The sequence below is a fragment of the Microcystis aeruginosa FD4 genome (assembly GCF_009792235.1).
GTDB lineage: Bacteria > Cyanobacteriota > Cyanobacteriia > Cyanobacteriales > Microcystaceae > Microcystis > Microcystis viridis.
In genome coordinates, this window is sequence record NZ_CP046973.1 from 4471501 (window position 1) to 4493322 (window position 21822).

General features: G+C 40.7%; 20 protein-coding genes and 5 pseudogenes. 13 read left to right on the forward strand and 12 right to left on the reverse strand.

Translation table 11 applies throughout. The annotated features are described in order from the left end of the window. Positions 1-58 precede the first annotated feature (58 nt). The gene (locus tag GQR42_RS22225) at positions 59-1684 is read left to right on the forward strand and encodes an ATP-binding protein (protein WP_158201649.1); all 1626 of its coding nucleotides are present in this window, start codon (positions 59-61) and stop codon (positions 1682-1684) included. 341 nt (positions 1685-2025) lie between these two features. Here the strand turns inward: GQR42_RS22225 and GQR42_RS22230 are convergent, their stop codons facing one another. Next, positions 2026-2874: a carbonic anhydrase gene (locus GQR42_RS22230; RefSeq protein ID WP_158201650.1), complete on the reverse strand. Its 849-nt coding sequence runs from the start codon at positions 2872-2874 to the stop codon at positions 2026-2028. A gap of 166 nt (positions 2875-3040) precedes the next feature. On the opposite strand from GQR42_RS22230, the gene psbN reads away from it, so the two are divergent. Beyond that, on the forward strand, positions 3041-3172 hold the full coding sequence (gene psbN, locus GQR42_RS22235) for a photosystem II reaction center protein PsbN (RefSeq protein WP_002761150.1): 132 nt from the start codon (positions 3041-3043) through the stop codon (positions 3170-3172). On the opposite strand, the gene GQR42_RS22240 is transcribed toward psbN, so the two are convergent. After that, positions 3169-6177, reverse strand: coding sequence for an alpha-mannosidase (locus tag GQR42_RS22240; RefSeq protein WP_158201651.1), 3009 nt, complete (start codon positions 6175-6177; stop codon positions 3169-3171). The two genes, psbN and GQR42_RS22240, sit on opposite strands and share 4 nt — an antisense overlap. Before the next feature lie 252 nt (positions 6178-6429). Between GQR42_RS22240 and GQR42_RS22245 the strand changes: the two genes are divergently transcribed. From GQR42_RS22245 to GQR42_RS22275, 7 genes and pseudogenes are all read left to right on the forward strand, one after another. Continuing rightward, complete coding sequence (locus GQR42_RS22245) at positions 6430-6915, forward strand: pentapeptide repeat-containing protein (RefSeq protein ID WP_158201652.1); 486 nt, start codon at positions 6430-6432, stop codon at positions 6913-6915. A 171-nt stretch (positions 6916-7086) separates the two neighbouring features. Further along, entirely contained in the window at positions 7087-9018 is a 1932-nt protein-coding gene (locus tag GQR42_RS22250; protein WP_158201653.1) for a transglycosylase domain-containing protein, read from the forward strand. A gap of 115 nt (positions 9019-9133) precedes the next feature. Beyond that, positions 9134-9379, forward strand: coding sequence for a toxin-antitoxin system HicB family antitoxin (locus tag GQR42_RS22255; RefSeq protein ID WP_158201654.1), 246 nt, complete (start codon positions 9134-9136; stop codon positions 9377-9379). 101 nt (positions 9380-9480) lie between these two features. Next, positions 9481-10611: a hypothetical protein gene (locus GQR42_RS29090; protein WP_158201655.1), complete on the forward strand. Its 1131-nt coding sequence runs from the start codon at positions 9481-9483 to the stop codon at positions 10609-10611. 8 nt (positions 10612-10619) lie between these two features. Continuing rightward, the gene (locus GQR42_RS22265) at positions 10620-11429 is read left to right on the forward strand and encodes a DNA adenine methylase (RefSeq protein ID WP_158201656.1); all 810 of its coding nucleotides are present in this window, start codon (positions 10620-10622) and stop codon (positions 11427-11429) included. A 143-nt stretch (positions 11430-11572) separates the two neighbouring features. Further along, positions 11573-11752: pseudogene (locus GQR42_RS22270) on the forward strand (ISL3 family transposase); the annotation flags it as partial. A 35-nt stretch (positions 11753-11787) separates the two neighbouring features. Continuing rightward, entirely contained in the window at positions 11788-12363 is a 576-nt protein-coding gene (locus GQR42_RS22275) for a Uma2 family endonuclease (protein WP_158202548.1), read from the forward strand. Positions 12364-12571: 208 nt separating this feature from the next. Here GQR42_RS22275 and GQR42_RS22280 read toward each other — a convergent pair whose 3' ends face one another. Beyond that, complete coding sequence (locus tag GQR42_RS22280; RefSeq protein WP_158201657.1) at positions 12572-12982, reverse strand: type II toxin-antitoxin system death-on-curing family toxin; 411 nt, start codon at positions 12980-12982, stop codon at positions 12572-12574. Further along, positions 12982-13206 carry an AbrB/MazE/SpoVT family DNA-binding domain-containing protein gene (locus GQR42_RS22285; RefSeq protein WP_002757519.1) on the reverse strand — a complete coding sequence of 75 codons (225 nt, stop codon included), beginning with the start codon at positions 13204-13206 and terminating at the stop codon, positions 12982-12984. The genes GQR42_RS22280 and GQR42_RS22285 overlap by 1 nt, the downstream gene beginning before the upstream one ends. A 147-nt stretch (positions 13207-13353) precedes the next feature. Here GQR42_RS22285 and GQR42_RS22290 point away from each other — a divergent pair, with 147 nt between their 5' ends. Next, positions 13354-13521 (forward strand): hypothetical protein, encoded by a 168-nt coding sequence (locus tag GQR42_RS22290; RefSeq protein WP_158201658.1) that lies wholly within the window; start codon positions 13354-13356, stop codon positions 13519-13521. A gap of 15 nt (positions 13522-13536) precedes the next feature. Here GQR42_RS22290 and GQR42_RS22295 read toward each other — a convergent pair whose 3' ends face one another. From GQR42_RS22295 to GQR42_RS22320, 7 genes and pseudogenes are all read right to left on the reverse strand, one after another. Further along, a complete protein-coding gene (locus tag GQR42_RS22295; RefSeq protein ID WP_199273228.1) occupies positions 13537-14214 on the reverse strand; it encodes a reverse transcriptase domain-containing protein in 678 nt (225 codons plus the stop codon). Positions 14215-14239: 25 nt separating this feature from the next. After that, a complete protein-coding gene (avd, locus tag GQR42_RS22300) occupies positions 14240-14593 on the reverse strand; it encodes a diversity-generating retroelement protein Avd (protein ID WP_158201659.1) in 354 nt (117 codons plus the stop codon). 560 nt (positions 14594-15153) lie between these two features. Continuing rightward, positions 15154-15987 (reverse strand): annotated as a pseudogene (locus GQR42_RS29095) (formylglycine-generating enzyme family protein); the annotation flags it as partial. A gap of 756 nt (positions 15988-16743) precedes the next feature. Beyond that, positions 16744-18255 (reverse strand): annotated as a pseudogene (locus GQR42_RS29100) (NB-ARC domain-containing protein); the annotation flags it as partial. Next, positions 18237-18590 carry a hypothetical protein gene (locus tag GQR42_RS22310; protein ID WP_158201660.1) on the reverse strand — a complete coding sequence of 118 codons (354 nt, stop codon included), beginning with the start codon at positions 18588-18590 and terminating at the stop codon, positions 18237-18239. The pseudogene GQR42_RS29100 and the gene GQR42_RS22310, both read right to left, overlap by 19 nt. Then, positions 18583-18816: a DNA-binding domain-containing protein gene (locus tag GQR42_RS22315; RefSeq protein WP_158201661.1), complete on the reverse strand. Its 234-nt coding sequence runs from the start codon at positions 18814-18816 to the stop codon at positions 18583-18585. Before GQR42_RS22315 ends, GQR42_RS22310 begins: the two co-directional genes overlap by 8 nt. Positions 18817-18997: 181 nt before the next feature. After that, positions 18998-19715 (reverse strand): annotated as a pseudogene (locus GQR42_RS22320) (IS1 family transposase). A 250-nt stretch (positions 19716-19965) separates the two neighbouring features. On the opposite strand from GQR42_RS22320, the pseudogene GQR42_RS22325 reads away from it, so the two are divergent. Then, positions 19966-20205 (forward strand): annotated as a pseudogene (locus GQR42_RS22325) (bluetail domain-containing putative surface protein); the annotation flags it as partial. Positions 20206-20405: 200 nt separating this feature from the next. On the opposite strand, the gene GQR42_RS22330 reads toward GQR42_RS22325, so the two are convergent. Continuing rightward, entirely contained in the window at positions 20406-20969 is a 564-nt protein-coding gene (locus GQR42_RS22330; RefSeq protein ID WP_158201663.1) for a thylakoid membrane photosystem I accumulation factor, read from the reverse strand. Between the two features lie 48 nt (positions 20970-21017). On the opposite strand from GQR42_RS22330, the gene GQR42_RS22335 reads away from it, so the two are divergent. Both GQR42_RS22335 and GQR42_RS22340 read left to right on the forward strand, forming a co-directional pair. Further along, entirely contained in the window at positions 21018-21512 is a 495-nt protein-coding gene (locus GQR42_RS22335; RefSeq protein WP_158201664.1) for a J domain-containing protein, read from the forward strand. Positions 21513-21517: 5 nt separating this feature from the next. Continuing rightward, the gene (locus GQR42_RS22340) at positions 21518-21790 is read left to right on the forward strand and encodes a DUF3143 domain-containing protein (protein ID WP_158201665.1); all 273 of its coding nucleotides are present in this window, start codon (positions 21518-21520) and stop codon (positions 21788-21790) included. Positions 21791-21822 lie beyond the last annotated feature (32 nt).

Genomic DNA, 21822 nt, shown 5'->3' on the forward strand with positions numbered 1-21822 from the left:
TATCATACATTCAATAGTTCTTATATTATTGTGAACTGACATTTTCTCCTTGATTAATATGCAATTTGAAGTATCTCAGATAACGCAAGAGCAGTTAAACAAAATTCTCCAGATAAAAGAAGGCCACTTTCTAGATTTAAAGTCAATAGATATTAAACCAGCTAAATTAAGTAGATCTATATCTGCATTTGCCAATGCTAGTGCAGGAGATATTTACATTGGAATTGACGAAGATGATAATAGACAAGGCAATAAAATCAGAAATTGGCGTGGTTTTGATGATCCAGAAGCCGCCAATGCACACTTACAGCTTTTACATGAGATTTTTCCTGATCGTAATGGTTATGATTGTATATTTCTGGAATCTCAAGAAGTCTCTGGCTTAGTTTTACAATTCACGATTCATAAATCACGAGAAATTGTTTATGCTTCTGATGGAAAGCCGTATATTAGGCAAGGCGCACAAAATTTACCTGTAAACGATCCTCAAGGTCTAGATAGATTACGACTAGATAAAGGTATAAACTCCTATGAAACACAAACCATAGATGTAGAATCAGATGTTATTGTTGAATCAGAAACAATAAAAAAGTTTATTACTTCTGTTATTCCAAATTCCATGCCAGAGACATGGGTAAAAAAACAACAATTACTAAAATATGGTAAGCCGACAATAGCAGGTGTTCTTCTGTTTTCTGATGAGCCTCAAGCAATTATACCGAAGCGTTGTGGTATAAAAATATATCGTTATAAGACAAAAGAATTAGAGGGTACAAGAGAAACTCTAGCTTTCGATCCAATTACAATCGAGGGGTGTTTGTACGTTCAAATACAAAGTTCTGTATCTAAAATTATTGAAGTAGTACAAGAAGTTTCTAAGATGGGAAAAGAGGGACTAGAATCAATAAAATATCCTCAAGATGCTATTCATGAAATTGTTACAAATGCAGTATTACACAGAGACTATAGCATAGTATCAGATGTACAAGTCCGTATTTTTGACAATAGAATTGAGATTGAAAGTCCAGGCAAATTACCAGGACATATTACTGTGGAAAACATTTTAAAAGAGCAATTTGCAAGAAATGGAGCTATAGTTAGGATTATTAATAAGTTTCCTGATCCTCCCAATAAAGATGTGGGAGAGGGATTAAATACAGCTTTCCAGGCAATGGCTAAATTGCGATTAAAACCACCAGAAATATGCGAAAGAGAGAATTCTGTGATCGTCTCTATTAAACATGAACCCCTAGCTTCTCCAGAAACAACTATAATGGATTATTTGAATGACCATCAAGAAATTACCAATAAGAAGGCTCGACAAATAACTGGTATTACTTCAGAAGGAACCATCAAAGGCGTGTTTTATAGATTGCACAGAACAGGATTAATTGAACTGATTCCAGGAAGACCAAAGTGTAAGGCTTCTTGGTGTAAAACTGGAACTTTTAAAAATCAAGACGAAAATACCAAACCAATGGAGGATTTATATCCTGAGTACGAAAAAAAAATCCTTGAATATCTAGCCGATAATGAAGAAATAAATAATCGTCAAGCACGGGAAATACTCGGAATTGATGCCAGTAAAGCCAAAAATGTTTTCAATAGATTGCGAAAGAAAAGCCTTCTTGAAATTGTTCCTGGCAAACCTCGCAATAAGTCAACATGGCGCAGACTCAAATGATTCTGATGGGAATAAACTCAAAGGCCGTAGTAACGTCATGATAAGTAGGTGGGTGGAATTAAATATAAGATGAACGTAGGTTGGGTTGAAGCATGAAACCCAACCCCCGCATGGGTTATGCTACCGCTAACCCATCCTACAAATAATTGTGCTAATATTGAGTGACAAAGTTGTGTTTTTTGGTAGTCAGTCCCTAGTGTTCAGTTGTCTCTATTGGAGCATTATTGTAAGCTGTTGACTATCTAAATTACTGGTTAAGATTGCCACCGATAATTGTATGTTTAATTGCCACTCTAGAGACGGTAATAAGCACATCTCTAGAGAATTTCTGTAATCCCTAATTAACTTCTCGAACCGCGATAAATGCGATCAGCTTGGGAGGGTTCTAAATAATTATAGCCTGGTTTTTGGGTTGAGGAGCCATTCTTTTTCGCCACAGTATTAACCGCAGCAGTCGCTTTTTGTACGTCCGCATGAGTCCTGATATAATCCTCAGAAATCTTGAAGGGATGACTATTAGGAAGGTGACGACTGGGGGGTAAATTTTCTTCCGGTTCGGGATGGGTAATTTTACTATGGGGAGCGACAAAATCGTGTAGGATGGGATCGTAGGCTAAAATTTCCCCGGTTTCAATCCGAAAAATCCAACCGTGTAGAGACAATTTACCTTGATGTAATCGGGAACGAATAATTGGATAGCTTTGCAAATTACTTAACTGATTGAGAACATTTTCTGCTACTGTCACCTCGATCAGTTCTTCTCCTTCTAGTTCCTTGTAATTATCCTTAACTAAACGTCGAGTAGCTTCTGCTTGCTTTAACCAATCGTAAACTAAAGGCATTTCATCGGCCAGACTCTGCAATTTTAACAAACCTTTCATCGCTCCACAATGGGAGTGACCGCAGATAATCACTTGCTCGATGCCGAGAGCGTTGATAGCATATTCTATAGATGCACCTTCACCACCATTGGTTGCTCCGTAGGGAGGAATTATATTTCCCGCATTACGAATTACGAATAATTCCCCCACCTCCGCTTGGGTAATTAGGTTAGGATCGATACGGGAATCGGAACAGGTAATAAACAGGATTCTCGGTTTTTGTCCGTGGGAGAGTTGCTCAAATAATTGCCGATGTTCATCAAAATAACCACTCTGGAACTTTTCTAGTCCCTGTAGGAGTTTCTTCATAATAATTCTTCTGGTTTAGTTCGATCGCTATTTAGTCGATCCTTTCAGCATTATCGGGCATGAGATAACAGCAATGCAACAGGCCAGATTAGAGATCGCTATCGGCGGCGAGATCGGTTATATCCTGTTAAGATAGTACAGGCTCTATCTAAACAAATTTTATTTTATGGAAACTGCAACAATTTTGGGTATTTCGATCGCTGCCGCTTTGGTGGGGATTACCGCTTTAGCTCTTTATACCGCTTTTGGACCGCCAGCAGCAGAATTAAGCGATCCTTTTGAAGATCACGAAGATTAATTCTTTAATAACCATGTAGCTATCTGCCAAGGAGAAATTTGATCAATAGGATCGATCGCTCTTTCTAAACCGTCGATCGATTCTTTTATTGTTAATTGTAATTGATTTTGCCAATCAATAACAGCGTTTTCTCCCTGACATTCATAGACGCGCATTACCCAACTCTGAGGGGATGTTTCACTTTGTTTGAAACTCATTAAAATTAAGTTATCGTCCGAGAATTTTAACCATTGTGCCACGGGTGGCAATCGGGTTGATCGAGAAGAATTAGTAATAAAAATAACGGTGACAGGTGAGTTTAACTGCCAAGCGTGATGGACAGTTTTCGCCGTTTTCCAATCCCCTTGATGGGGATATATTGCATAGGTAAATTCTTGTTTCCCCAAATCTGCCTCGGTATCGGGCCATCGGGGACTTCTCAAGAGAGTTAATCGCAGTTGCTGGTTAGTAGCATCATAGCCATATTTATTATTATTTAAAAGACTCACCCCGTAGGTTGCCTCTGTATCGGTTAAATCCGCCCATTTATGCGCGTAAACTTCCCATTTTGGCGATTCTGGTTGGTGGGAACGCTCGATCGCACCACAGGCAATTTCATAGGTGATAAAATTGCTGTTTATGGCAAGAGGAAAAGCGGTTTTTACTAAAGTATGTTCCTGCTGCCAATTAACAATAGTTTTAATCTGGAGAATAGGGGAATATTTTTCTAAGATATAATCTTGACAAAATTCCGAATCACCTAAACTTCTGATCACACGAATCTGCCAGCGCAAGGGGCCATATTCTAAGCATTCGATCGATTTTAATACTGTTTTAGGTAAGGGATATTGTTGATAATTCGGATCGATATTCCAAGCGTCCCAATATTGTCCTTGATCTTTAAATGCCTGTAATTGATTACCGGCAGCTTGCAGGATTTCTTTTTGATTAATTATATCAAATATACTATCTATATCCCCCGTTTCTGAGTTAATAGTAACTTTAAGTAAGCCATTATCTAAAATAAATTGGCAGTTAGTTAAATTTTTCTCCGTTGCTTGCTGATTGGGAACTACCCAAAATAACTTATAACCCACAGAAGGAATATTTTCAGCGATAAATAATAGTTGATTGTCGTGGGATAATTGCGAAGGACAGAGACAATTATTTAAGTCATAAACCGAAGAATTGTCAGATTCTATAGCTAAAGAGATAACCTGGGTTCTTTCCCAGTTAAGAGAATTAAAAACTAGAAAAGGTTTTGCTTGGGGATGGGGGGGATTAGGTAAATTAATTTGATTAGCAATTGCCTGTAAAGCTTGCTCTAAAATTGCTTCACCTGTGCTGATAACTTGCCGCCATAACTGATTAGCATCCCTAAACACTTCGGGGATAGAAGTACCGGGCAGTATATCATGAAACTGATTTAATAAAACCTTTTTCCAGGCGGATTCTATCTCGACTTTCGGATAGGGAATATCTAGTAAAATATTAGCCAGAGAAGACCATAATTCTCCTTGATACAAGAGGATTTCACAGTAACGATTATAGGCTTTTTGATCAGCGTGAGTGGTATAACAACCACGATGGAATTCTAGATATAATTCATCATCCCAGATAGGAAGATTACTTGTCTCCAGACTGTCCAGATAAGTTGTTGCTTGGCTAAATTTTAGCTGGGGGAAAAAAGGAGATTTTTGCCAACGTTGCGCCACTTCTAACATATCACGAGTCGGACCGCCGCCATGGTCGCCAACACCGGGCAACCAAAAAATCTCTTTTAATCCGGTTTGCTGTTCCCAATTGAGAGCATGATCGGTCATAATAATTGGATTAGTATCCATAACTCCAGCAACATTGGGAGGAGACATTAGGGAAAGAATTTTACTGCCATCGGGAGATTGCCACCAGAAAAAACCGTGGGGAAATTTAGTCGTATCATTCCAATGTAGTTTCCCAGTTACAAAATATTTGATGCCAAAGGATTTAAGAATTTGCGGCAATTGGTAGGGAAACCCAAAGGTATCTGGCAGCCAAGCAGTTTTAGTGATTTGTCCAAATTTTTCTTGAAAATATTGTTGTCCATAAAGCAGTTGTCGAAATAGGGATTCCCCGGAGATTAAATTGACTTCTGGTTCTACCCACATCCCGCCCAAAAGTTCCCAAGATTGCCCTTTATATGCCTCTAGAATTGCTTGAAATAGGTCAGTATGATGTTTTTCTATCCAGTCGTAAATTAGGGGACTAGAATGACCAAATATGAGGGCAGGAAAATCTTTTTGCAGGTTTAAAACCGAGATAAAAGTATTTTTTGCCACTTGCCAAGTTTCTGCCAACGGCCACAACCAAGCCAGATCTAAATGTGCGTGGCCGAGAAGATGAAAACTGCGTTCTTTGAGAGGTTTAGCGAGAGGTAGCAGGGATTGACGAATTGATTCTAGGGATTGATTAAATTTATCTTTGTTGGTGACATTATCCCAGTCAATATTGTCGATAGTAGCGGTAAAAGCTGCTAAGTTTTCAGGATAAAAAGTTTGCAGATAATTATGGAGAATGGTTAATTCATCAGCAACAAAACTAGGCTCGATCGCTTGGCTATATTCATAGATTAACTCTGATTTCATCAAACCACCAATATCATGATTGGGACTGACTAAACGGAGAGTAACAAGAATTTCTTGACCAGTAGAGACCGAGTTAGAAAGTAAAATGCGAGGGGAAGAATCAAAGAGGTCTCCCGCTTGGATAAATTGATTATTAACATAAATTTTGACATCTTCCGCCCACCAAGTTAAGATTAATCTCAGTTCCATTCCCTCTAAAGGATAACCAGCCAAATGTTCGGGGACAATAATTTTTTGAGTTAGATATTGAATTTGTCTACCAGCCGGCCAAATAATGTATTGTTTTTCATTGAGGGTGACGGGTTGAATTGGTTTTCCCGCTGCTGTAGCGATCCACCAATTTTTCTGAACATCTCTGCGGGTGAGGTGAGACAGTTTAGCGATGTTGTCGAGGGGAGACATGAGCAAACAAATAAGTTAATTTTGGTAGAGAAGAGTGGGGAGCTTTTTTCAGTGATCAGTAAACAGTAAACAGTGAACTAAAAACTCAAATCTGATAACTGATCACTGAATCACTGATTCAAGGACGACAAGACTGCACCGGAGTAGGGAGATGCGGAGGGTAAGTCGAGCATTTGTACTAAAATTTTCCCCGACGCAGTTTAAATGCAGTACAGCTTATTATAGAAAAGGTTAATCAATCAGGGGGGCAATATGGCGCAATTTTCTCGCAAAACTCTACTAACCTTTTTTGCTAGTATATTAGTATTATTATCGTCCTTGGCTCCGGCCCACGCGCTAAGTTATAATAACCGCAATTTGACCGATAACGACTTTGCGGGGCAGGATTTGCGCGATTCCACCTTCGATCACTCCAATCTGCGCGGTAGTAACTTCAGTCATGCCAATCTGGAAGGAGTGCGCTTTTTTTCTGCCAACCTGGAGGGGGCCAACTTTAGCGATGCCAATATGAGAAATGTGGATTTAGAATCGGCCCGTTTAACCAAAGCCAACTTTACCAATGCCGTTCTCGAAGGAGCTTTTGCCACTAACATTTTAATCAAAGGTGCAATTATCGACGGGGCCGATTTTACCGATGCAATTATTCGCTCCGACGTAGAAAAATATCTTTGTGAGAGAGCGACGGGAACTAACCCAGTAACTGGCAGAAATACCCGTGATACCCTGTTTTGTCCCTGATATCTAACTATGCTGCCTCTAATCGCGCTGTCATGACCGATCGAAACTAGAGCCAGATCGGCCACAATTCCTGTAAGCTAGTATTCAATTTTTTAACAAAACCTTTAGAATAGACTTTCAAGCCAGTTTAATCGATCAGTCCCCTCTTGGAAAAAGGAAATTGTAACCATCGTGTCCACCAGTACCCTCGGCAATCAAGATAAAGAGCAGAAACCCAGTAGTGACTCGGATAGCTTTTTCCAAGGAGTCTCTAGAGTCGCAGGAGGAACTGTTCTCGGCCTGTTGATGGTATCCACGGCCGTGGTGACGGGGGCTGTGGTAGGATTGGCGATTAGTTACCGCAATCTACCCGATGTGAGGATTTTACAGGGCTATGTCCCCACGGAAACCAGTTATATCTACGATGTTAAAGGCAGACCTCTGACCAGCTTACACGGAGAAGCGAATCGGGAAGTGGTGGAACTCGATCAAATTTCTCCCAATCTGAAACGCGCAGTGATGGCGATCGAAGATAGCCATTTTTATCACCATCGTGGTATTAATCCTAATAGTATCGGCCGGGCAGTAGTCGCTAACTGGAAAAGTGGCGGTGTGGTGGAAGGTGCATCTACCATCACCATGCAGTTAGTCAAAAATATCTTTCTTTCCCATCAGCGCACCGTTAGCCGTAAATTAGCTGAAGCAGTCTTGGCAGTACGAGTAGAACAGGTTTTTAGCAAAAATGACATTCTGGAAATGTACCTCAATAATATCTATTGGGGTCATAATAATTACGGAGTCCAAACCGCCGCTAAAAGTTATTTTAATAAACCCGCTGCCCAGTTAAATTTAGCAGAATCGGCGATGATGGCCGGATTAATCCAAGCACCGGAAGTTTATAGTCCTTTTAATAATTATAAAACCGCCAAGGAAAGACAGGCACTGGTTCTCAGTCGGATGCGTAGCTTAGGTTGGATTACCCCCGCACAGGAAGAGGCCGCTTTCAAGGAACCTCTGAAACTGGGTAAACCCACCGCTTGGCAAGAAAGTAAATTACCCTACGTTACCGATGCAGTGGTGGCAGAATTGCGGCAAAAATTTGGCAAGGAAACCCTCACTAAAGGGGGAATGCGGATTCAAACCACGATCGATCTCGACTTTCAAAACATGGCCGAATCTACCATTCAAAAGGCCTATAATAGCTTGCGTGGTCGCGGTATTCGCACCAAAGACCTACAAATTTCTCTAGTTGCGGTGGATCCCCGCACCCATTTCGTCAAGGCTCTCGTCGGTGGCGTTGATTACAATAAAAGTCAATTAAACCGCGCTATTCAATCCCGTCGTCAACCGGGGTCAGCTTTTAAACCTTTCGTCTATTATACTGCCTTCGCTAGTGGTCGTTTTACCCCCGAAACGGTGGTTAATGATGCTCCCATCCGTTTTCGCGAGGCCGGCGGCTTCTATAGCCCAAAAAACTACGGTGGCGGCTTTTCTGGTCCGGTTTCCCTGCGTAGCGCTCTTATGAAATCTCTTAACATCCCCGCAGTTATTCTCGGTCGTCGCGTCGGGTTGAATAAAGTCATTGAAGTCTGTCGTCTGTTGGGTTTCGAGAGTCCTTTAATTGCCGTCACATCTTTACCTTTAGGTTCCGTGGATGTGACTCCTCTGGAAATGGCGGGAGCTTACGCTACTTTTGCCAGTAATGGCTGGCATTCTGAGCCTACCTTTATCATGCGTGTTACTGATAGTCGCGGTAACGTCATGCTCGATAATACACCCAAACCGAAGCTAGTTTTAGACCCCTGGGCCACCGCTTCTCTTAATTCTGTGTTACAGGGTGTAATACAAGGTGGTACAGCAACCTCAGCCCAAATCGGTCGTCCGGCAGCGGGAAAAACTGGTACTACCGATAACGAGAAAAATGTCTGGTTTGTCGGTTATGTTCCCCAATTAGCCACCGCAGTGTGGATTGGAGATGACCGAAACCGCACTTTAGGTAAAGGTATCACCGGTGGTGGTTTTGCCGCTCCCATTTGGCGCGATTTCATGGCACAAGCTCTGAAAAATGAACGAGTAGAATATTTTCCTTCTCCTTCTAAATTCCGCAAACCAACGGTTAAGTAGATAGTTAATCTAATTGGTTTGAGCGTAATTTATCGATCGAGTAAAGGTGGCTATGTTAAAAATGAAACCCACGCTTTGAGCCTTCAGGTTTCCTACGATTAATAGGTAAGTTACCATGAGTACCATTCAAGTTCAAATTCCCGACTCATTACAGAAAAGTTTAGATGATCTAGCGGCTCGTGAGGGAATTTCGATCGATCAATTTATCTCTACTGCGATCGCTGAGAAACTTTCAGCGTTGATGACAGAAAATTACCTAATAGAAAAGGCCAAAAAGGGAAGTCGAGAAAAGTATGAGGCAATCTTAACAAAAGTTCCCGATGTTGAGCCAGAAGCCTATGACCGGCTGCCGACTGTCTGACATATCACTGCACCCGACTTTCTGCTAGACTTTGACAAGGCGGGTGAGTTCAACCTTTAGGCCGTCTTTTAATCTAATTAATTTGATCGTAATTTCATAATATGAGCGAAGTCTTGAATTTGACTGGATTTATAAGAGATGTAAAATATACAGCCTGTCTAACAGAATCTTTAGACAGAGTATGTTTGGAACAATTTGATGTTAATGAATCCAGAGCTTATGGAATTATAGAGGCACAAAATACAGAAGTCGCTTATTCCAAGTGGGTTTCCCCTAAGCGAACCAGAAGTTATCCATTTGCCAGAATTTATAACACATATAATGCGTCAAAAATATTGACAATAATACCGATTATTAAAGATGAGGGAAGAGATGGAGACTTAGATAAGCTTCAATATTCTACAGTTTCATGGATGAATTTACTCAATATATATATAGTTCTTGGATACTATGAAAATGCGGAGAAAAGTCAAAAAACGAAACAGGAAAATAAACACAAACTTACCAAACAAAAGTTTAATAATGAATTTATTAAGAATCAAATAAAAGAAATTTTAAATTACAAGCAAAGTGCTTTACATTGGAATAAAAGTTTATTAGAAGAAAAGTTTACTTCGACTTTTCAACAGGCTCTTAATTCTTATAAAAATATCTCTGACAATACTGGTGTTTTTACTCATTCTCAAGCTAGTATGGGACAATATCTAAAAGCAGTTATGCTTGATTTTGAAGAATTCAAAAATATATCTCTAAAAGGCTCTAAAATGGCAAGTGAAAGGGAATCAGTTACAGTACATAAACATGAATATTTAGTCGATGGAAGGAAAGCAAACTTCTGTATTGAAAACTATTTGGGAGGAACTTATTATCTAGCACCAGACGAAATTTTATATATAAAAGATCAATATTACATTCAGGAGTCTAAAAATTCTACAAGGAAGGGGCTGCCAGATTTAACTGATATACAAGATGGTCTTTTTAAATTAATTCTGTATTCCAATATAGACTCCATTAATTTAAATAATCAACCCATAAATTTTGTGTCAAAGTTAAAACTTACAGGTAAAGGTATTAAAGACAAAATTACTTTACCTTGTCAATTGGAAAATCTAGAAAAATTTCTTGTGTTAAACTCGGATAATCTGAAGGAGAGAGAGCAGGAAATAATTAGAAAGCTTTTAGTTGAAGTTCAAACCAATAAAAAGCTCGAAATCGAGATAGGATCTAATTAGTAAATAAAATGTCAAAAATTAAAAGTCCCTTGCGTTATCCGGGGGGGAAATCCCGGGCAATTAAGCAAATTCTGCCGCAAATTCCTGTGAATATTAGGGAATATCGAGAACCTTTTTTTGGTGGTGGTTCTGTGTTTTTTGCTGTTAAGCAACTCTTTGGACAGCAAATAAAAACCTATTGGATTAATGACTTAAATTATGATTTATATTGTTTCTGGCAATGCGCTCAAGAAAATATTGAGTTATTGGTAGCAAAAATAACAGAAATTAAACAGAAATATGATAGCGGACGAGAATTATTTCAAGATTTGACAAGGGAAGATTTAAAGTTAACCGACTTTGAGAAAGCGGTGCGTTTTTTTATCTTAAATCGGATTACTTTTTCGGGAACAGTGGATTCGGGGGGGTATTCTCAAGCAGCTTTTACCAGTAGATTTACTGATTCATCGATAGCCAGATTAACTCAAATTGCGCCGTTATTAGCATCGGTAACAATTACTAACCAAGACTACGAAGAATTATTATTTGCTGAGGGAAAAGACGTTTTTATCTTTCTCGATCCCCCCTACTATAGTGCCACAAAATCCCGTTTGTACGGTGTAAGAGGGAATTTACATACCAGCTTCGATCATCAACGTTTTGCCGATAATATGCGTCAATGTCAGGCTAAATGGTTAATTACCTACGATGATTGTCCAGAGATACGAAAACTATTTAATTTTGCCCATATTATCGAGTGGAATCTTCAGTATGGCATGAATAATTATAAACAAGGACAGGCAGCAGCGGGGAGAGAATTAATGATCAAAAATTATTAGTGCCATGCCGAAGGCACTGAGTAGCAGTAAGCTAATTTTATAGGTTGGGTTGACAACTGTTACCCAACACCCTCGAAAGCAAGAGGCTCTTCTAGGTTTTGTGTGAGCATGGTATAATGGTAATACAGAACAGGAGGTGGGTTATGTGGATAAATTTTGATCAACTCCTCGATTTACCAAATGTAACAGTGGTCAATTATCAAAAAATTGCTCAGACAATTTCCCTAAAGCTTGCTCTTTTAAATGAAACAATTGAATGTCCGAATTGCCATCAAATCTTGGACAGAATCAATCAGACAGAGTATAATCTAGTCAGAGATTTATAATCAAGTCACAAAAAAAACCTTTGCTTGAACCGATGACGACTTCCTTGACTCAGGGTATCACCCTTGAAGATTTCCTCAAATTGCCATATTTGGAGGATTCTCCAGCATGGGAATACTTGCATGGAGTCGCAATTCAGAAACCGATGCCTAAGACTCGACACTCTATCCTACAAAAACGTCTTTTAGCTGAGGTTGACAGCCACACTGTTGATTATACAGCTTTACCTGAGTTGCGATGTACCTTCGGCGGGCGTTCGATCGTTCCTGATGTTGCGGTAATTGCATGGAATCGAATTAACCTCAATCAAGCAGGTGAACCGGAGGACGACTTTAGGGAAGCACCTGATTGGACTATCGAAATTCTTTCACCGGATCAAAAGGTAAACCGTGTAATTGACAACATTCTACATTGTTTAAAACATGGCAGTAAATTAGGATGGATGCTTGATCCAGATGATTATTCTGTTTTAATGTTTACGGACCAACAAGAGCCAGAAGTTTGCAGAGGGGATCACCAGCTTAAGGTAATTGCAGGGGTTCAGTTGACACTGACTCCACAACAAATCTTTGCATGGCTAAAAGTTGGTCAAGCTAGACAAAGTAAGTAAAAGTCTGGGGAGAAGCACGAGGACTAATATGAATTGATGGGAAATTAAATTTATGTGGGAAGATGAAATTCTTGAAGAATTACACAGAATACGGGAAGAACACGCCAAATCTTTTAATTATGATTTCAAGGCTATATTTGCTGAGGCGTTAGATTAGAGCCTGCCCTGAGCCAAGTCGAAGGGGTGGTACAGCAGTCCCTAAGTCTGGTTAATCTTCCAGTTCGATCGCATATTGTTCGATCCAATCGGTCAATCTGGCGAAACCCTCCTCATAGGTTTCGAGAGCGCCCGCAAGACCGCGAAAGAAAGTGACCGTTTCTGCTTCACTGGCGTTCAAGCGATAGCCGTTCTTTCGCAAAAAAATTGAAACGGTGGCCAGAGCTATACGTTTATTGCCATCGCAGAAGCAATGATTTTTGATAAAACCGTAGCCATAGGCCGCCGCTAACTTAAAAATCGATGATTCAGGTTCGTACTGAAAAAAGAATTTTGGCTTATTGACAGTGGATTCCAACAGGGTTGGGTTTAAAACTCCTGGAGTCCCTCCGGTTCGAGCGATTAAAGTTTCCTGAATCACCTGAACCGCATCACTCGATAACCATTTCGGTTCCTCGATCATTATTTGGCGAGTTCCTTAAAGGCGTTGCGGTACTGAGAGTAAGTATCTTCAAAAGCTTTCATGGTTTCTTCAAAATCGGGATCAAAGCCAGAAATTCTGTATCCATCTGGCGATTCCGTGATATAAATCTGATCTCCTTCCTCTACGTTCAGTCGGGATAAAACCTCTTTCGGTAAGATCACACCTATGGAATTGCCGATTTTTCGGAGCGTTAGACTTGTCATAACCTATGACCTTCCGTAATTATGTTATGACAAATGTTATAACATAACTAACTGCCCAAACGGAATTTTTTTAGAGAAAGACGTTGCCCTCTTATTGACGAGTAGAACAAAAGTATCGTGAAAGTTAACGGTAACGGACAGGCCAAGATGCCGAACCGGCTGTGCCGTTACACGCGAGAGGAACAGGAAAAAATATTAGACACCCATCCCTTCTTTACTGGCATCTGTCCCGATTGTAAACATATCTTTACCACCAGTCCGGCCCCGCGAGAGCCTTGGCAATGCCCGGAATGCGGCTGGAGAGAGAAAGATTAGTCGAAGTAAGAAGATTTAACCCGAACTTCGGTGCGAAAGAGAATGATCGAGTCCATTAAGATAAATATTAGCAAAAAACTGACTGGTTAAATTACCGATGGGCAGACCTCTTTTTCGTTCTAAAGGAGTCAGCAAGTCATCGCTGGGGAAGTAATCGATGACAGTTTCCTGTTCGTTGCTATTATCGATAATAGTATCGATCAACCAGAGGGTATCGGGACATTTAATTTTGCGCCGTATCAGTCCCTTAAGGATTTCATGGTCGAGGGAAGGAAAGTATTTCTTGATGTCGCACTGAAGGATATAAGAGCTAGAGCGGGCAAAGCGGATGAATCGCCTCAAAGCTCTATGAGTTCCAAATCCAACCCGATTGGCATAGGAATCATGAATAAAAGTGCGCTCGAAAATAGGAGCAATGATATTACATAGAGCGTGATGGACTACTCTATCCCGATAAGGTGCGGCCGATATCAGGCGACTTTTGGGGTCTATGATGTGGAAGGTTCGATAGGCTCCAGGATGATAATTTTTATCCTTTAGCTCCCTTTGCAATTGCATCAGTTCCCTTTCCAGATTAAAATTAAAATCTAGAACGTTATCCCTAAAACGCTTGCCCGATTGTGCTTTACGAGCGGCAAGAAATAGATTATCAAATTCGATAATTTGGGAATAGAGATTACCGTAACGCTTCATTTAAATTTCCGATGATAACAATAAATTAATCTGGTTTCGCTTCTCGTTCACGTTGGGTTTTAATCCAGTTGCCTAATTCTCCTCCCAATTCATCAATTAACTGACTGACGTATTCATAGCGTTTCAGATCGATCAACTTAAAATCTAATAACAGTCGGTTCTGATGTCTGAGAACAGCTAATTCGGTATTGATATATTCAAGTTTGGCAAGCTTACTTTTGGCAAATTTAGCCCTGATTAAATTCTCTAATATGTTATAAAGTTGGTTGATTACCCTGTCCCCTATCGTGAACTTGTGAACCCTGGGAAAACGCTCTATAATCGGAACGTACCACTTTACCAAATCATAACACTTTTGAATCACCGATAATTCTTTCATTGCCTTAATAACTGAACTTCCCCCGTATAAACATACTAGCTATGGCTAAAAGTCTTACAGAGCCTGAGTTAAAGCAATATAATACTAATGGACTACTGGACACAAAATCCTGAAGTCCTTACGCAGATAGGGTTTGAGGCAAAATTTTTCAAATTTGACCTTTCGACCATTATAGCTTGTTTCGGGGCAGAAAACCAGCAAAAACATGGCTACAGAGCGAATCCCTTACTCTAGAGATTAATGACACTATCTGTTAAAATCAGGTTAGCGATCACTATACAGCCAACTCTAGGTCATCGCTCTACTCCAGATACAGTCAACGGTACAGCCATTTTCAAGCGAAAAATGTACCCAGTAGCCCCTTTTCAATTTTTTCTGAGAAGCGACCTGCGGTAAGGGTTTTGTTAATTTTTTAGTATTTCTGTATGGGGGAAGTCCAGTAATAAAATTTAACATTAACGCCAATTTTCCGCAAAAAATCGACCCGCCGTGAGGCGGGAAAGAAAAGAAAAGAGAAAAAATAGGGAATGAGGGTAAAAAGGGAAAAAAGAGAAAAAGGGTTACAGAGTCCTCCCGGCACCGCACACCACGCGAAAACTGACGGTGTTGTCGTAGGCGCGGCGGTAGTTGTAGAATCGGTAAGCGGAACGGCAGTAATAGGGATTGAGGTACCAAGAACCGCCCCGCAGAGGAGAACAATTATCATTCCCATTTTCTATCCAGACACTGCCATCCGTCGGCGCACCATCATAATTATCATGCCAGTCATCAGCGCACCATTCCCAAACATTGCCGTGCATATCGTACAAACCGAAGGCATTGGGGGGAAATTGTCCCACGGGAGTCGTTTCTTCTCGATCTTCTCCTTTGGGTTCATCTGCATAAGTTTTAGTAGCATTATAATTAGCTAAATCTCCCGTGATAGTTTCCCCAAAGTGAAAGGCTGTTGTTGTCCCCGCTCTACAGGCATATTCCCATTCTGCTTCGCTCGGTAGCCGGTATTCCCTTCCCGTCAACTTGGATAATCTCCCACAGAACTCGATCGCATCGTACCAGTTGACTTTTTCCACGGGACGGCGATCGCTATCGGGACGGTCTTTAAAATAGGCTGGGTTAGATTCAAGGTCTTGTTTAACTTTTAAATCGGCACGGGAGGCGATCGCTTGCCACTGCGCTTGGGTAATGGGATATTTACCCATGTAGAAAGAGGGAAGGGTAACTTGATGTTGATGTTTTTCCCGGCTAAAGTACTGCCAATCAAATTTCTTCACCAGTCTTTCGATTTCCTCGTCTTCTGTTCCCATCATAAATTCGCCACCTGGGATGGCAACCAGATCGAGAATAACTTCGCCAGAGAGAGTTTCAGTGAAATATTGCGCTTGTTTAAGCTCTTGTTTGATTTCTTTGCCCCTACTGTTGATGGTAATAGTTTCAAACTCAAATTGATCTTCACTTCCTTGTGCCAAAGATTGAACAGTTCTAAATGATCCTCTAGAAGCCAAAGCTGCAATGGCATTTCTCACTAAATCTTCTCCCTCTCGATCTTGATTTCTTTGGGCGGCTGAAGCAGCCAAGCGCAATCTAACTAAAGGGTCTTGATTCGCTTCAATCCAGCGCCAATAAGGACTTAATGAAGCTGTCATCCTCGCACTGCGACAGATTTGCTCTGAACTCAATTCACTCTCATAGCCCCATTGAAGAAACAAGATTAAATTTGAATTTTCTTGCAGAAGTAATTGCTGTCCCTTTTTATCATCTTTATTATCAAAAAGCCTGAGAACTATGTCACAGAAATTGCTATAATAAAAATCTAAAACAAGAGGCGCAAGATCGTCAATTCCTCTTCCTTGCTGCAATTTACTTTTTGCGTAAGTGCGGGCAGGTTCGGGTAAAGTTAATCTCCAGTCAGAAGCAGTAAGAGACTTTTCTGCCATTGAAAACTTAAGCAACTCCCCCAAAGCTTTCTGACCACTTCTTCCCCCAATAGCTCTAGCCAAATCACGACTCAAGCCACTCGGAAAGAAAGCCAATAAAGGAAATATATCTTGACCCTCTACCGATAACACTTCAAAAGAACGCTCTAAAGTTATTCGCAAGCTTCTTTCTTTTCTTTCTTCCGAAGAATAAGAATCAAGAATTTCCATCGGTTCAATGTTTAATTCTTCACACAATATCTTGAGAGTAAATTGATTTTCTCTCATATAAGATGCCGCTAGTTTTATAGGTAAGGGATAACCATCAAGAAACTTGATTAAAAGATTAAAATCTTCCTCCAAATCTTCATTATCTCCCCATTGAGCTTGTGAGGGAGCATACTTTCTAAATATTTTTATTGTTTCTGATACTCCCATACTGCAAACTTCTTCTTGATGGCAATAAAGAATGTCCCTGACTAGAGAATCACGGGAAGTCAGCAGCAATCTTAAATTAGGACATTGTTCTAATAGCAAGTTCAAAAGGTCAATTAGTTCATTGGATTCTTTCTCAATCAATCTATCCAAATCATCGAGAATCAAAAAAATCCTACTATTTCTTAATTCTCTCTCTAAAACAAAACTCTTTAATCCAAGACTCTGTTGAACTTTAGTAATTAGCGTTCCTACAGAATCAGTATCGCGCAAACTAATAAACCAAACTCCATCACGATAGCGTTCTCGTTCATGTAACCACCTACCAATGGCATAAGCTAAGGCTGTTTTGCCTATTCCTCCCATACCATGCAGGGCAAGACAGCGTTGTTCTTTTTCTACCAGAACTTTAATTACTTGATGTATTTCTTGTCTGCGTCCGACAAAGTTGGGATCGTCACGGGAAATATTAGTATTTGACCACTGGGGATAGATAACACTGCGAGAATTGGCTGGTTCTATGATCAGTGATTTATTGTGGGAAGATTGGGGTAATAATCGAAATTTAAAAGCTTCATCGAAATTAACTCCTAGCTCAAAAGTTTCAGCGTTAAAGATTGTTTTTAATTTATCATCAAGTTTAACTGCATTGCGACTCACTAAAAAAGCATTAACAATCTCATCTTGATTGAATAATGCTTGATAAAGTCGTTGCGAGAAGCATCGGGCCGCTACATCGAGAATTTTATCCTCAGCGTCAATTCCTATCACATGAGGCACTCCAGCTTTAACAAAAGCTAGGGCTAGTTTTTCTGAATGACAGGCATTTAATAAAGCTAATTGACAAGGTGGTTGCTTCTGATTTGATAAAGCAATTTCTAGTTCTTTTTCAGTAAAAGAACGAGTAATTCCCACCTCATCTTCTAACACTAGGGCTGTACTATCCACCTCTCTCATTCCATGACCAATGAAATGAATAATTAGTGGTTTGACCCGACTGGAAAAGGCATCTTGCAGCGTCTTGGATGTGGCTACTTTAACTACTATCTCCACTGCTATAGGATGAGATATATCCTCTAATACTGAAGCGATCGCTTCAATTTCTGGCTGAATTGCTAAATTCTCTACTGGTTCTAAGTCTTCTTTGAGTAGAGGGGCTGAAAATAAGATGAGAATTTGATTACTGAAGGAATTATCTTGTCGAGTAACTTTTTCTTCCCCTGTAATAACAGGATATAAGGAATTATCTTGTCGAGTAACTTTTTCTTCCCCTGTAATAACAGGATATTTTGTGACTACTTGCGAGACAACCATTCTACTATCTCCTCATCGGTAGCTTTACTAATATCTAGGGGAGGACGTTGGGGATGTTCTAGCCTCCCCTTTGGTTCTATTCCTTTTAAGCGCAGTTCTCGTCGCCAATTATTAATCGTCTTAGCGAATTTGATGCTGTATTCTATCAAATTGGCAGTAGCTGCTAACCCTCCAACTACTGTAGCTACAAAAGCTACGTCATCTGCACCTAACACGCGACTTGGAAATTTCTGTGCCTTAATTGAATTGATCAGTAAAGATGTTTCTAAAGAGTCTATTTCATCGGGAGGAAGTTGGGATGAAATCGTTACGCTACACAGGGGAATTTCACTCATTTGCACCTCCAATAAATCTAGCTTTGAGCAATACTTGTAGTTCTTTAACTTTAGTTTCCAACTCAGCTACTCGCTGACTCAACGGCACAGTCTCGGCACAGCCTAGGTATTGAGAGATCGCACTGACGATCACATCCGTCTTGGACGTGCCAACCCGCTCGACGTACTGGTTGAGTTCGGCGAGGAGGGGTGGGGGAATTCGGACGGCGATTTGTGGTCTGCCCACAACAACCACATTTCCCACCCCGCCATGCTACCAAACGTATGGCCAAATGTCACCCCCCCATTCATTTTTTTTAACGAACGGTCGGACAACGAGCCACTATCGAGTGCCATCCTACAGTTATTCGCTAGAAACAATGCAGGACAAAAGTTACAGCAAATTTTAAAAACCTTTCCTTAAAAAATTAAACGGTGGTGATTCGGTAGTAGTGATGGCGGCTTAATCCTTTGCTTTGCTGTGCATTGTAGTCATGGATAAAATACCAAAGGGTTCCCCAACGTGATTCTCCATTTTTTTAGAGAAAGATAGACTCTCTCTCACCAGCCGAGAAATCCTTTGTCGAAAGGTATTATTTAATCTTTCAATAGGATTAGTTTGACCAGTTTCTTTCCCGACCGGTCGATGACGTTTACTGGGAATTACTGTCTTATAGGACTCCCAAAAGTCTGTGTAAGCAACCGCACATTGTCGGTAAACGCCTGGTAAACTGGCCCCAAAGTTTTTTGGCTGATTGACGACTCCTATATCCGCGCATAGCAGCCAATAATTTCCCTTGTTTTTCTATCAATTAACCGCCAAATATAAACTTTTATTGTCTTAGAAAAAACAAAAGACCACATCTCATCACATTCTCTAACCAATTTACCTTTTGGTTTGTCCGAAACCTTTATTTGACGGGGGACAGCCGCCAGTTTATTGTTGACATAGTTTTGTAACCATGACCAACTTACCCCTGTTACTCTAGCAATTCCTCGTAAAGAAATTCGTTCGAGTAAGAGTTTGTCAATTAATTTTTTGGTTTCGTCAGATACAGTTTTATTAGTGGGATTGATCACAAACGGTTGACCACATTCTTTACATTGACGTTTGGGTTTTCCCTTATGAATAGAACCATTCTTGATCCTATGGTGAGAACCACAACGCTTGACAGGGGAATAGAGGTGAACTAGGGGGGGGGACTTGGTTCGGTGCTAGACTGATGTTTCAGTAAGCCAGACAGGAGCCAGAAAAAGATATTTATCAGAAAAGTCATGAGCAAGCTAGAGGTTTAAAGACTGAGCGGGTTCCAATTATTTTTATTAATAAATATTTTACACAATTCATACCAGGTAAGCAAGAGAGCTACGCCACTACTACCGAATCATTACCACAAATATGACCAATAGTGTATTTACTGATGCTAATGGAGCATTAACTGGCAATCAGGCTTTAGGGGTAAATAGTGCAGCTTTAGTCAATGTCACAACTGCCAGTATTGCGGGAACTTATTTAGTCATTAATGATAGTGTGGCTGGTTTCCAATCTAGCAATGACCTATTAGTGAATATCACAGGATACAGTGGTACATTACCAGCTTTCGGTAGTATTCCTGTTAGTAGCTTCTTTATCTAAGGGCGATCGCATCGCCTTGTCAGCTGCCCGCGAATTTAAATTGCTGGTTGAGATTCAGCTAATCTAAGGATAGGCGGTTAAAATGCGTCTTAGCTTAGGCATTGAACCCCCTCAATTGCCACTCCCTGCACTTTCCACTCCGCTACGCTAAGAGTGGGGTGGGGAGTGGGTTCGTTCAATTGAGGATAAAAAAGAGGTAACTAGCGCAATTCAGCGTTAAACTCGTTAAAAGAGCGTCTTTTTAACTCTACCGATTCTGATCGAGGCAAAAGCTCAAAAACCTTTCTTAAGACATCATCCACATCTTCATATTTAACATTGCCCAAACCATCATAAACCACTTTACCTTGTTGGTCTAAAACCACCGTTTGGGGAACCCCACCGCGATAATAGTAACCCGGTTCATCGGGACGATAGGAAGACTTTAAGGGGATAGAATCGACAGTAACGGGGATAATACTGGCGGCGCGACCGTAAAACTCTTGAAAACGGGAGACAATCGCCGCAAATTGCTTACAATCACTACTATCATCCAGATAATAGACAATAATAGCTGGAATTTTCCGTTGAAAAGTTTCCGCTAAATTTAGACGCGGTGGTACGAGGGAACCATTACCCGCATAGACCACAAAAATATTACCATCGAGGCGATCGTCATCGATCCCCGCATAGGCGCTAGAGGTTAGCCAAGGAGACAAACTCGTCAGGGCCATAATAAGAAAGACAAGACAGATCCGAAGACGCAGCCGATAACGAGATTTCATGATCAACAGGGTTAAAATATTAAGACAATTTTCAGTTTAAAAAATCTTGTGACCTTCGAGCGCGATAATTCCCAAACCACCTCGCGAGTCATTGCCGCTAACTCGCGCTTTGCCAATACCTATTATGCCATTCTAGGACTACATCCGAGCGCCTCGGTGATCGAAGTGCGACGCGCCTATCGGGAACTAAGCAAACGATACCATCCCGATACTACCGAACTCAGCCCCGAAGTGGCAACGGTTCAATTCCAGCGTCTTAACGAAGCTTATGCCACCCTGAGTAATCCCGATCGCCGTTCCCTGTATGATTTACAAATAGGTTACTCGCGCTGGAATGTCATCCAAACCATCCCCGATAGCGATGAACCCATAGCTAATCGTAGCGCCTATCTCGATCCGACCGATCGCCCCCTATCTTCGGGAGAAATTTTTGCTTTGTTTATCTTGGCACTCACCCTGCTCGGCTGCTTGTTACTAGCGGTGATTATTGCTATGCTTCGAGGAGAGAATGCTGTGACTGTAGCCCAATTATTTTTGATTTAGATGCCATGAAGATTCCTACTGCCGATACTCCCCTCTATAATCATCCCTTACCGGCGATCGAAGCATGGCTAGTTAAATTAGGTTGTCGGAAAAATAGAGAGAATAGCCACTGTTGGATCGTCGAAAAACCGACATGGAAAGCGGAAATCTGCCTCGATATTGAAGAAATCACCGTTCGTTACTTTCGAGCAGCCAATGACGGCAGTGATATCAATCGCGCTTTTAAATACTCCCTTAGTCGCCAAGATATCGAATCGGCAGTTTTTTCCGGTCCCTAATCATTAGCCAAACTTTTGACTATTTCCAGTAC